This window comes from Paraburkholderia phenoliruptrix (genome assembly GCF_902859825.1).
Classification (GTDB): domain Bacteria; phylum Pseudomonadota; class Gammaproteobacteria; order Burkholderiales; family Burkholderiaceae; genus Paraburkholderia; species Paraburkholderia phenoliruptrix.
The window spans coordinates 1-10,911 of sequence record NZ_CADIKB010000074.1 but is presented as its reverse complement, the minus strand read 5'-3'; the positions used below and the strand labels follow the sequence as shown (position 1 = coordinate 10,911).

Annotated in this window: 11 protein-coding genes and 1 pseudogene; 10 read left to right on the top strand and 2 right to left on the bottom strand. The window is 59.1% G+C overall.

The features are described 5' to 3' along the window. Window positions 1-110: 110 nt before the first annotated feature. The 9 genes and pseudogenes from HV711_RS32370 to HV711_RS32330 form a co-directional block, all read left to right on the top strand. A pseudogene (locus HV711_RS32370) lies at window positions 111-881 on the top strand (molybdopterin dinucleotide binding domain-containing protein); the annotation flags it as partial. Continuing rightward, window positions 878-2,419 (top strand): nitrate reductase subunit beta, encoded by a 1,542-nt coding sequence (gene narH / locus HV711_RS32365; protein ID WP_035479267.1) that lies wholly within the window; start codon window positions 878-880, stop codon window positions 2,417-2,419. The pseudogene HV711_RS32370 and the gene narH, both read left to right, overlap by 4 nt. Then, window positions 2,420-3,109: a nitrate reductase molybdenum cofactor assembly chaperone gene (gene narJ, locus HV711_RS32360; protein ID WP_035479269.1), complete on the top strand. Its 690-nt coding sequence runs from the start codon at window positions 2,420-2,422 to the stop codon at window positions 3,107-3,109. Between the two features lie 69 nt (window positions 3,110-3,178). Then, entirely contained in the window at window positions 3,179-3,865 is a 687-nt protein-coding gene (narI, locus tag HV711_RS32355) for a respiratory nitrate reductase subunit gamma (RefSeq protein ID WP_035479270.1), read from the top strand. Between the two features lie 15 nt (window positions 3,866-3,880). After that, on the top strand, window positions 3,881-4,678 hold the full coding sequence (locus HV711_RS32350; protein ID WP_051224018.1) for a peptidylprolyl isomerase: 798 nt from the start codon (window positions 3,881-3,883) through the stop codon (window positions 4,676-4,678). A gap of 125 nt (window positions 4,679-4,803) precedes the next feature. Continuing rightward, window positions 4,804-6,039 (top strand): MFS transporter, encoded by a 1,236-nt coding sequence (locus tag HV711_RS32345; protein WP_051224019.1) that lies wholly within the window; start codon window positions 4,804-4,806, stop codon window positions 6,037-6,039. Between the two features lie 59 nt (window positions 6,040-6,098). Then, on the top strand, window positions 6,099-6,509 hold the full coding sequence (locus HV711_RS32340) for a hypothetical protein (RefSeq protein ID WP_035479281.1): 411 nt from the start codon (window positions 6,099-6,101) through the stop codon (window positions 6,507-6,509). Window positions 6,510-6,720: 211 nt separating this feature from the next. Next, the gene (locus HV711_RS32335; RefSeq protein WP_035479272.1) at window positions 6,721-7,875 is read left to right on the top strand and encodes a cytochrome P450; all 1,155 of its coding nucleotides are present in this window, start codon (window positions 6,721-6,723) and stop codon (window positions 7,873-7,875) included. 68 nt (window positions 7,876-7,943) lie between these two features. Beyond that, the gene (locus tag HV711_RS32330) at window positions 7,944-8,360 is read left to right on the top strand and encodes a PAS domain S-box protein (protein ID WP_035479273.1); all 417 of its coding nucleotides are present in this window, start codon (window positions 7,944-7,946) and stop codon (window positions 8,358-8,360) included. Between the two features lie 155 nt (window positions 8,361-8,515). On the opposite strand, the gene HV711_RS32325 is transcribed toward HV711_RS32330, so the two are convergent. Beyond that, complete coding sequence (locus HV711_RS32325) at window positions 8,516-9,292, bottom strand: helix-turn-helix domain-containing protein (protein ID WP_244142796.1); 777 nt, start codon at window positions 9,290-9,292, stop codon at window positions 8,516-8,518. Window positions 9,293-9,476: 184 nt separating this feature from the next. After that, on the bottom strand, window positions 9,477-9,677 hold the full coding sequence (locus HV711_RS32320; RefSeq protein WP_035479275.1) for a hypothetical protein: 201 nt from the start codon (window positions 9,675-9,677) through the stop codon (window positions 9,477-9,479). Between the two features lie 427 nt (window positions 9,678-10,104). On the opposite strand from HV711_RS32320, the gene HV711_RS32315 reads away from it, so the two are divergent. Beyond that, a partial coding sequence (locus HV711_RS32315; protein WP_175145616.1) for a phage integrase family protein occupies window positions 10,105-10,911 on the top strand: 807 nt, incomplete at its 3' end.

Here is a 10,911-nt window from a genome sequence, read left to right as displayed (position 1 = left end):
CCGCCCTGAAGCGTTCGCCCTCGAAATCCAACATTGACCATGATCGCAAGGTCGCATAATCTATGCCGCACCCGCCGTCCCAACCTTCAACTGTCTGTGGGACATTGCCCGAATCCGAGCATGTGTCCTACAGCGCGAGCTATACGAATGTACATGAGATGATTCCCTGGCGCACCCTGTCCGGACGCCAGCAGCTATATCAGGACCACAAGTGGATGCGCGATTTTGGCGAGTCGCTGTGTGTCTACAAGCCGCCGATCGATACGCGCAGCACCACCGGCATGGCCGGCAGCCGCTCAAACGGAAACGCGGAAATCGCGCTGAATTTCCTGACCCCTCATCAGAAGTGGGGCATTCACAGCACCTACACCGACAACCTGTTGATGCTGACGCTGTCGCGCGGCGGCCCGATCGTCTGGATCTCCGAGATCGATGCCAGAAAGATTGGCGTGGTCGATAACGACTGGATCGAGGCGTTCAATCTGAACGGTGCACTGACCGCTCGCGCCGTGGTCAGCCAGCGCATTCCGGTGGGTGCCGTGATGATGTATCACGCGCAGGAAAAGATCATCAATACGCCGGGCTCCGAAGTCTCCGGGGTCCGTGGAATTCACAATTCGGTCACGCGCGTCATGCCGAAACCGACGCACATGATCGGTGGCTATGCGCAGCTCTCTTACGGTTTCAACTATTACGGCACCGTCGGCTCCAATCGCGACGAATTTGTGATCGTCCGCAAGATGCAAATAATCGACTGGAAGGATGAGTCGACGCCCGCGTCGGTGCTGTCGGCGGCCGAAGCCGCGCGTCATCAGCACACACTCGCCCACGGCGCGCCGACACTTGCGATGGCCGATGATGAGACTGGAGAGAAGCCATGAAAATCCGCGCGCAGATCGGTATGGTGATGAATCTGGATAAATGCATCGGCTGCCATACCTGCTCCGTCACCTGCAAGAACGTCTGGACTTCGCGCGAGGGCATGGAGTACGCGTGGTTCAACAATGTCGAAACGAAACCCGGCGTCGGCTATCCGAAGGACTGGGAAAACCAGGATCGCTGGAACGGCGGCTGGAAGCGCAAGACGAATGGCAAGATCGAGCTTCGTGCGGGTAGCAAGTGGCGTGTGCTCGCCAATATTTTCGGCAACCCGAACCTGCCCGAGATCGACGACTACTACGAGCCGTTCACCTTTGATTATGCGCATCTGCACGATGCACCCGACGTCAAGGTCGGGCCGGTCGCCCGACCGCGTTCGCTGATTACTGGCGAACGTCTGGAGAAAATCCAGTGGGGCCCGAACTGGGAAGAAATTCTCGGCGGCGAGTTCGAAAAGCGTAAGCAGGACTACAACTTCGATCAGGTGCAGACCGACATCTATGGGGAGTTCGAGAACACCTTCATGATGTACCTGCCGCGACTTTGCGAGCACTGCCTGAATCCCGCATGCGTGGCCTCATGCCCCTCCGGCGCGATCTACAAGCGGGAGGAAGACGGGATCGTTCTGATCGACCAGGACAAGTGCCGCGGTTGGCGGATGTGCGTGTCCGGGTGTCCTTACAAGAAGATCTATTACAACTGGCAAAGCGGCAAGTCGGAGAAGTGCATTTTCTGCTATCCGCGTATTGAGGCGGGCCAGCCGACCGTGTGCTCGGAAACCTGCGTGGGCCGGATCCGCTATCTCGGCGTTCTGCTGTACGACGCAGACCGGATCGAGGAAGCCGCATCGGTCGAGGACCCACAGGACCTGTACGAAGCGCAACTGTCGATCTTCCTGGATCCGAACGACCCGGTCGTGCGTGAACAGGCGGCTCGCGACGGCGTACCGGAGAACTGGCTCGAAGCGGCCCGCCATTCACCGGTGTACAAGATGGCGATGGAATGGAAGATCGCTTTTCCGCTTCACCCCGAATACCGCACCTTGCCGATGGTCTGGTACGTCCCGCCGCTGTCGCCGATCAACTCGGCCACCAACGACGGCCGGCTTGGCATGAAGGGCTTGCTGCCCGACGTCGATTCGCTGCGCATCCCGCTGCGCTATCTGGCCAATCTGCTCACAGCCGGTCGCGAAGCGCCGGTTCGGCTTGCCCTCAAGCGAATGCTGGCGATGCGGGCGTTCATGCGCGAGCGTCATGTCGAACGTCGCGAGAGCCCGGAATTGCTCAGCGAAGTCGATCTGAGCAGCGCGCAAGTCGACGAGATGTATCGGTATCTGGCGATTGCCAATTACGAAGATCGATTCGTGATCCCGACCGCTCACCGCGAATATGCCGAAGATGCCTTCGACCTGCGCGCATCATGTGGCTTCTCGTTCGGCAACGGCTGTTCCGACGGCACCACGGAAACCAGCCTGTTCGGCGGACGCAAGGGCATCAACAAGACACGCAAGACAATCCCAATTCGCGCGGCGGGTGAATAAATGGAAGACAACCTTCTGATTTTCAGCATGTTGGGCGCGCTGCTGGACTATCCCGATCAAACACTGATCGTAGCGCTCGACGAGATTCGCGCCGCGCTGGCCGGGCATGCCGGCTTGCCGTCGGACACGCGCGCGGCCTTGATCGATCTGGTCGACCGATTGTCGGCGCGGCCGCTGCTGGATCTGCAGGAAGACTACGTCGAAATCTTCGACCGTGGCCGGGCCACTTCGCTCTATCTGTTTGAACACGTTCACGGCGAGTCGCGCGAACGTGGGCAGGCAATGGTGGATCTGCTCGCCATGTACGAAGCGAAGGATCTGTATCTCGGCGCCGGTGAATTACCCGACTACCTGCCGGTTTTCCTCGAGTTTCTGTCTCATGAAACGCCCGCGCAAGCGCACGCGCTGCTTGGCGAAATTGCCGATATCAACCGGCAGATTGCGACCAGTCTGGCTGAGCGCGGAACACCGTATTTCGCAGCCGTTGCGGCATTGTTGCCACTCGCCGGCGAGCCGCCGCTGGCGAACGCGAATACGACCGTGTGCGACACCACCATGACGCGCGAGGTCGACGGCGAAGCGCTCGATCGCGAGTGGCAGGAGGAGCCGGTGAGCTTCCTGGGTGCGCAAGCGCCTTTATCCAGGGAGCCCCAGCCAATCCAGTTTTATGACAAAAGACCGTCACGTTAACCAGAAACGGCGGACTTCCATGCTCACATTCCGCGCATTAGAGAACAGGATCCCGGCTGGAGAAACCTCATGAGTCAGCACTTCGTCAACGCACTGCTGTTTGGCATCTATCCGTACGTGTGTCTCGCGATCTGGTTGCTCGGCAGCCTGATCCGTTTCGATCGCGAGCAGTACACCTGGAAGAGCGATTCGTCGCAACTGCTCAGACGCCGTCAACTGCGCCTTGGAAGCAATCTGTTCCACGTCGGCGTATTGATTGTGATCGGCGGCCACTTCGCAGGATTCCTTGCGCCTCACTGGATGGTGTCGCCATTCCTGAACGCCTCCCAGCATCAATGGCTTGCGGTGATGGCGGGCGGCATCGCGGGTATCGTCGCGATCGTCGGACTGTCGATCCTGCTGTACCGACGCCTGTCCGATCCGCGCATTCGCATCAATAGCGCCCATGCGGACATCCTGGTGCTGGCGATACTGTGGTTACAACTGGCACTCGGGCTGGCCACCATTCCACTGTCTTTGGCTCATATGGACGGCGCGATGTTCGAAATTCTGAGCGACTACGTGAAAGGCGTCGTCACGTTTCAACCAGGTGCCGCCGATCTCATCATCCAGGCACCGCTCGTCTACAAAGTCCATATCGCGCTCGGCTTTACGATTTTCCTCATTTCCCCGTTCACCCGCCTCGTCCATATCTGGAGTGGCATGGCCACGCTGGGTTTCCTGGTTCGGCCTCACCAGATCGTCCGTAAGCGCTAACTCGAGGAATTTCCCATGTCGGCAAACCGCGATATTTCACCCGTGCCTAACACCCTTGACGTACTTAGCGTCAACGATGCCGTGATCGAAGTCGCCGCCATTGCAGCGGAATCCGCGTTGCACGCGGACGAGCCCGATCCCGACCACGCTGCGCGACGGGCGCTGGTCGTACGTGAACTGCTGGCCCAGCGCGCCGTTGCAACAGGTCTGTTGGCGAACGGCGCCGATCTCGACGATGAGACCATTGACCATCTGCTGGAACTGGAATGCACGACGCCAGTCCCGTCCACCGAAGAATGCCAGCGCTACTACGCAGCGAACATGCAGAAGTTCCGCAGTCCGGACCTGGCCTTTGCGCGCCACATCCTCTTTGCGTTGACCGAAAAGGCAGCGATGACACGGGTCCGCGCACGCGCCGAAGAAGCGCACCGTGAGCTCGCGCAGCACCACGACCGGTTCGACGCGCTCGCCCGGACGTTATCCAATTGTCCGTCCGGGCAGGTCGGCGGAAATCTGGGGCAGTTGACCCGCGGCGAGAGCGTGCCGGAATTCGAGGCGGCAATTTTCGGCAGCCAGCACATCGGCCTGTTACCGGGGCTCGTCAATACGCGTTATGGCTTCCATATTGTCTGGATAGAGCGTCGCATCGCGGGTGAATCCCTTCCGTTTGAAGCGGTGAAAGCGACCATCGAACGCTATCTCTCCGAGCATGTCCGGCACAAGTCGATCCAGCAATATTTGAACCTGCTGGCATCCAGCGCCGAACTGGGCGGCATCGCTCTGGATGTGCGCCCGGGCCTGTTGCTGCAATAGTGATTTGCCGTGCCGATTGCAGCGTATCTACGCTGGGCATCTGCATTCGGCACGCGCCCATCGCCCCCACATTGATCGATGACGTCCGCGTGCAACCGTCAGCCTTGTCCTGCCATGGAGCCGTTATGAGTTCACAAAGAAGTCCCATATTGGTTCTATGTGTCACGACTTTGGCATTTCTGGTCTGCTTTGTCGTCTGGATGATGTTCGGCGTACTCGGCATCGGGCTTCGAACCGAACTTGGACTGAACAGTACCGAATTCGGCATGCTGACGGCCACGCCGGTTCTGACTGGCGCGCTCCTGCGCGTGCCGTTGGGCGTCTGGACGGACCGCTTTGGCGGTCGCGTCGTGATGACGCTACTGCTCGTCCTCTGTGCCATCCCGGTCTTTCTGATCGCATACGCGACGGCGTTCTGGCAATTTCTTGCGATTGGCCTGTGCCTCGGCGCCGTCGGCGCATCGTTCGCGGTGGGAACACCGTATGTCGCGCGGTTCTTTCCGCCCGAAAAACGTGGTTTTGCGATGGGTTTCTTTGGGGCCGGCACCGTCGGCGCCGCGGTGAATCTTTTCGTCACGCCTTCGTTGGAGGCAGCATGGGGCTGGCGGGCCGTCCCGAAGATCTATGCGCTGGCGCTCCTCGTCACTGCGCTGATATTCTGGCTGGGCTCCGCGACCGACCCGGGCGCAGGTAAATCGGCGGGGCCATGGTACAGGCAGTTCCAGGTTCTGAAGAACCCCAAGATATGGAAGTACTGCCAGTACTATTCGATCTGCTTCGGCGGGTTCACCGCGTTATCACTGTGGATTCCACAATATCTGAAGGGCGAATTCGGCTTTTCGGTCGTCACTGCCGCGGCGTTAGCCGCCGGCTTTTCGCTGCCCGGATCGGTATTGCGCGCGCTGGGTGGCACCCTGTCCGACCGCTTCGGTGCGCATAAGGTAACGTGGTGGGGATTGTGGGTCGCGTGGATATGTTTATTCCTGTTGTCGTACCCGGACACCTCTTTCCTGGTGAGCACGGTCAACGGCCCGCGCAGCTTTCACATCCATCTGGGCGTCCCGGTTTTCATCGGACTTCTGTTCATTCTTGGCGTGGTGTTCGCGTTCGGTATGGCGTCGACGTTCAAGTACGTTGCCGACGATTTTCCGGAGCAGATGGGCGTCGTCACCGGCATCGTTGGACTGGCTGGCGGACTGGGTGGCTTCCTGCTACCGATCTTTTTCGGTGTGGTTCTCGACTGGCTTGGCGTTCGCTCGAGTTGCTTCATGTTTCTGTATGGCATCGTCTGGGTGTCGCTGATTCTGCTGTATCAATCCAGCGTGCGACAGGTCCGCATCGACGGAACAGCTCCGCAGTGACTGGATGAACAACCGACGTACTGTGTCCTACCGACACGGCATCACATGGATGATTGATGATGGGTATTTCAAGTTTTGATGAGCTGATTCGCGTCGCGCGGCAACAACCCGAACCTCAGCGATTGTTATTCGTCTTTACCACGGTTGAGTTGCCCGACGACTGCACACCCGAACAGCAGGCCCGCTTTCACGCAGGTCAGGGTGGCGCGTTGACGCCTCTGATGTGCGTGGACAAAACGCCCGAAGAAATCGGCACGTTTAGCGATCTGCTCGAAGAATCGCGACAGGTTCTTCAGGAATGGGAAATCGTCTTCGTCGCAGCGCTGTCGGGAAAAAACGGGTGTGTGCCCCGGACTGAAGACGCCGAGGCGCCGTTGAACTCGATGGTGGAATCGATCAAGGCTGGGTCCATCGGTATGTTCATTCCATTTGATTCGCACGGTCAGCCCGTGCTATTTGGGCCGTCCTGAACAGATTTCTCATTGACTGTGAGGGCCTCGCCAATGACGTGTCTCACATTAAGCGGTTCAGAGCACCACGAAACGATTGGTTCAGCTGCGCGGTTGCGGAATCGAGGGACACCCCGCAGCTGACCGGGTTCAAGCCACGCCCCGGGAAGCCACAAAGCTGCCCGCGTCTGATGCCGGGAGCAGGGAAGAAACGAGCAGGGAAGAAACGAGCATGGACGAAAAGCCACCCAACGATTGGGATCCGAGGTCCGAGGATGTCATGCACGATCAGAGTGCGGCGTATGATGATATGCGACACCGCTGTCCCGTTGCGCATAGTGACTACCTGAACCTGTCCCTGTTCCGCCATGACGATGTCATGCGCGTGCTCAACGATCCTGAAACTTTCAGTAATGCAGTCTCGAGCTATCTCTCTGTGCCCAATGGCATTGATCCTCCCGAGCACAGCCAGTACAGAAGCATTATCGAGCCTTATTTCAGCCCGCAGCGGATGGCGGTCTTTGAACCGGTGTGCCGGGAGATAGCTGCCAGTCTGGTAAATGGACTTTCGAGAGGCGACGAAGTCGAATTTATCGCCCGGTTCGCGCAGGACTTTGCGATGAACATCCAGTGCGCATTTCTGGGCTGGCCAGAGGAATTACGCACGCCGCTTCTTCGCTGGATCCGCAAAAACCGGGAAGCTACACTGACGGGCAACAGAAGGGCTCTCGACCGGGTGGCCGTCGAATTTGATACCTACATCAAGGGTTTGCTGGTGCAACGACGGGAATCGGGCGTGGACGCACCAGACGACATCACGACCAGCCTGTTGCGTGAGCGGATCGGGGACCGCCTGCTGCACGACGAGGAAATTGTCAGCATCCTGCGCAACTGGACCGTCGGCGAACTCGGCACGATTGCGGCGTGCGTGGGAATTCTCGCTCATTACCTCGCCGAGCATCCTGATGTCCAGCAACGGTTGCGGGCGCAGCCGTCATTGTTGCCAAAGGCCATCGACGAAATACTCCGGATCCGCGCACCGCTCATCGCCAACCGCCGCATCAGTACCAGGCCGGCGGGAATCGGCGGTCGCGAGGTACCCGCCGGCCAGCGTATCACGCTCATCTGGGCATCCGCGAACCGGGACGAGACGGTTTTCGGAGACCCTGATGAATTCCGGCTCGACCGCGATCCGGCCAGCAACCTGCTATACGGCTCCGGCATTCATGAGTGTCCGGGTGCGCCGCTCGCCCGGCTCGAACTGCGTATTGGCATGGAAGAACTGCTCGCGCGAACTGCCTGGATTGCGCTCGTCCCGGGAAACCTCCCCAGGAACGCCGTGTATCCAGCGGCTGGCTTTTCTGCGTTGCCATTGCGCATCGAGTGAATGCCCTATTGCTCGACCAGGTCCCCGCTCAAAGTTCCACCGCCCTTGAAGCGCCCAGGAGTGACATCATGGAAGAAACGTCCGCGCTCGCTGAATGGATAATCGAACAGACGGCTGACGCCGTCATCTATGCCGACCGTTCCGGTGCCATCGCGCGCTGGAACCACACTGCAGCAGCGCTGTTCGGCTACAGTGCCGCTGAGGCGCTAGGTCAGAACCTCGATCTGATCATCCCGGAACATCTGCGAGCCGCACACTGGCGCGGCTTCGAAGCGTCGATGACAAGTGGTCGTACAAGACTGCATGGCCGCGCGACGTTGACTCGTGCGATCAGCAAGACAGGTCAGAAGCTTTACGTCGAAATGACGTTCGCGATGGTGAAGAATCACGAGGGTGAGGTGCTTGGCTCGGTCGCAATAGCCCGGGACTTCACCGCGCGTGTCGAGGAGGAAAAATCCGCCGCTCGCCACGGTGGCGAGAGATAGTGCTGCATGACGTCATCCGCGTCAGTCGCTTCGAATGAGGTAGATGTCTCAAGCGGCAACTGATTGTGTGTGGGCATCGTCGAGAGATTGCAACAATTGCCGATGGGGCGGCCACAGTCACATGCCACGTTACCGCGGATGTCCTTCTGACAGGTTCAGATGCGTTCGAGTCCGCCGCGGTCGACAATGTGTATCTGCTTGCCCTTCACCTCGATGAATCCAGCCTTCTGGAACTTCGAGAGAGCGCGGCTAACCGTCTCAAGTTGCAGACCCAGGTAGTTGCCCATTTCCTCGCGCGTCATACGGAGATGGAACTCCGCGGGTGAATAGCCAACCCGCTGCAGCCGCGCGGAGATGTTCAGCAGAAATGCCGCGAGGCGCTCATCGGCATTCATCGAGGCAAGCAACATCAACAGGCCCGACTCCCGAACGATCTCCGCACTCATGATTTTATGTACATGGCGTTGTACGGATGAGACTTCCCTGCACAGGAGCTCGATCAAGTCGAAAGGCATGATGCAGGCAAGACTGTCTTCGAGCGCGATTACGTCACATGCATGTCGGTTCGTGCATATTCCGTCGACACCGAGCGTCTCGCCGACGAGGTGGAATGCGGTGACGTGCTCCCGTCCATCGCGGTGCATGACCATAGACTTGAACGAGCCCGCGCGAACGGAATAGAGGCTCCTGAATGTGTCGCCCATACGATACAAAGGCTGGCCACGCCTGACTGAGCGGACGCCCCGGATCGCAGCGCCGAGCTTGTCAACATCGGCCCGGTCGATACCAGCCGGTATGCAAAGATGATGCAGTGCGCACCCTGAACACGGAGATGTTTCGGTGCGTCGCAGGCTCTCCTCGGTGAATGTGCCGGAATTCTCACGGGCCCGCCATATATTCGTCCTGGCATCGTGTTCGTCGAGTTCCAACATCACACATCCCTCGCCAGATTGCGACGGCAAAATTGCATTTGACCGGAGACGGGCATAGGAACACTCTCTGCGGATAGCTTTTAATAACGATGCAACTTTCGATTCACGAAAACCTCATGCGAAGGAACCTCGGCCCGCCGCTTGTAGTTCAGTTGAATGCATGACGACCACGGCGGAGGTAGATTCAGCTCTGCCGGGCCGCCGCTCTTAGGATCATATATCCCTGATCTGTGAGATTGAGGTACCTCCTACACCCCGACGTCAGCTTCTCGAACGCAATGAGCTGATACTCGAGCAGCGCATCCAGATCGGCAGGGTTCAGATCCTCTCGATCCGGTGTCTCCTTTACAAGCATTAAGGTTGCAAACTCATGCGGACTGAGCATTTTCAGTCTCCTCAGCGATTGAGCGTTCCCGCCTATGCGGCAAGTAGTCAACAGCCCAACCGTCGCAATTGGGTTCGGCGCGATCGGGCACCCTGTGACGGGGGACCGCTAAAGCGTGTTCCTTTTGCGTCACTGTTCTATACAGGATAGAGGATTCCAAAACGCCGTCGACGCGCATTTTGTCGCAGGTGCTGGATTCCGTGTATCAACGGGCAGGCCGTGGGCGAGGCGCTCGTCATGTCATCAAACGACGTAACGAAAAAGTTCACCCCGCCCCTTCGACTGGTCACACAGATAAGGAGGAGGTGACAGTTTCGTTACGCCCCCTGGGCGACGGGGTCTCACAAACCTTCGGCAGCAATCACTTGCGCTCTTAAGATAACTTTTCTTATCTTTATGGCAACGTTTCTGGACTAAACTCCAGGTCATGAAAACGCGCCTGACCTCGACACCTTCGCCTGAACCGCACCGCCTCGATTTTCCTGATGCCGACGAACTCGCCATGCTGCACGCCTGGTACGCCGGCATGCCGGTTCGCAAAGCCGCGGAGCGCTATGTGCCGGATCGACTCGCGGCAGGACAGTCGGCGCGCGGCCTGCTCGGCGAGCTTCGGCGACGGCTGGCAAAGTTAGCGCGGCAAGCCTGCCGGCCGGATCTCGCCGCTGTTTTTGAACACGCCGACGGTGAGCGTTTCCGGGAAGCGAAGGCGGTCGCGGACGCGATCGAAGTCCTGCGATATGCAGGCTCACCGACACCGCAAATCAGTGACGACATCGGCTTGTGGCTGCCGGCTCGCGCCGTTTCTGTGCTGCGTGCATATGACATTGCGACGCTGGCGGACCTCACAGTGCGGATTCCGCGGCGGCGTCAGTGGTGGAAAGCGGTCCCCGGGCTCGGCCCGGCGAGTGCATGGCGGATCGAAGCGTTCTTCGCCGCGCATCCGGCACTGTCCGAGCGGGCGCGCGCCCTGATCGCAGTCCGCGGTCCTGGCGCAGTCGTCCCGTGGGAGTCGCTGCGGCTGCCACACGAGGTCGATGGCTCGACGGGAGCCTTTCGCGCGCCGCGGCACACCTGCGCGCTCGACGCCAACAACGATTACGCAGCCGTGCAATCCTTACGCGCAAGAGAAAAACAATGGACATCAGCCGGAGCCTTGAAAATGCTGGAATCAGCAGTCTGCGGAGTGTCCATCAGATCAACCGAAAAAGTGGACAGGTCGACCGTCTGTGTGTCC

Excerpts from the sequence above, each read along its gene's own strand:
- narI (WP_035479270.1), top strand. The coding sequence starts at position 3,179 with ATGAGTCAGCACTTCGTCAACGCACTGCTGTTTGGCATCTATCCGTAC.
- HV711_RS32345 (WP_051224019.1), top strand. The coding sequence starts at position 4,804 with ATGAGTTCACAAAGAAGTCCCATATTGGTTCTATGTGTCACGACTTTG.
- HV711_RS32325 (WP_244142796.1), bottom strand. The coding sequence starts at position 9,292 with ATGTTGGAACTCGACGAACACGATGCCAGGACGAATATATGGCGGGCC.
- HV711_RS32330 (WP_035479273.1), top strand. The coding sequence starts at position 7,944 with ATGGAAGAAACGTCCGCGCTCGCTGAATGGATAATCGAACAGACGGCT.
- HV711_RS32350 (WP_051224018.1), top strand. The coding sequence starts at position 3,881 with ATGTCGGCAAACCGCGATATTTCACCCGTGCCTAACACCCTTGACGTA.
- narJ (WP_035479269.1), top strand. The coding sequence starts at position 2,420 with ATGGAAGACAACCTTCTGATTTTCAGCATGTTGGGCGCGCTGCTGGAC.
- HV711_RS32320 (WP_035479275.1), bottom strand. The coding sequence starts at position 9,677 with ATGCTCAGTCCGCATGAGTTTGCAACCTTAATGCTTGTAAAGGAGACA.
- HV711_RS32340 (WP_035479281.1), top strand. The coding sequence starts at position 6,099 with ATGGGTATTTCAAGTTTTGATGAGCTGATTCGCGTCGCGCGGCAACAA.
- HV711_RS32335 (WP_035479272.1), top strand. The coding sequence starts at position 6,721 with ATGGACGAAAAGCCACCCAACGATTGGGATCCGAGGTCCGAGGATGTC.
- narH (WP_035479267.1), top strand. The coding sequence starts at position 878 with ATGAAAATCCGCGCGCAGATCGGTATGGTGATGAATCTGGATAAATGC.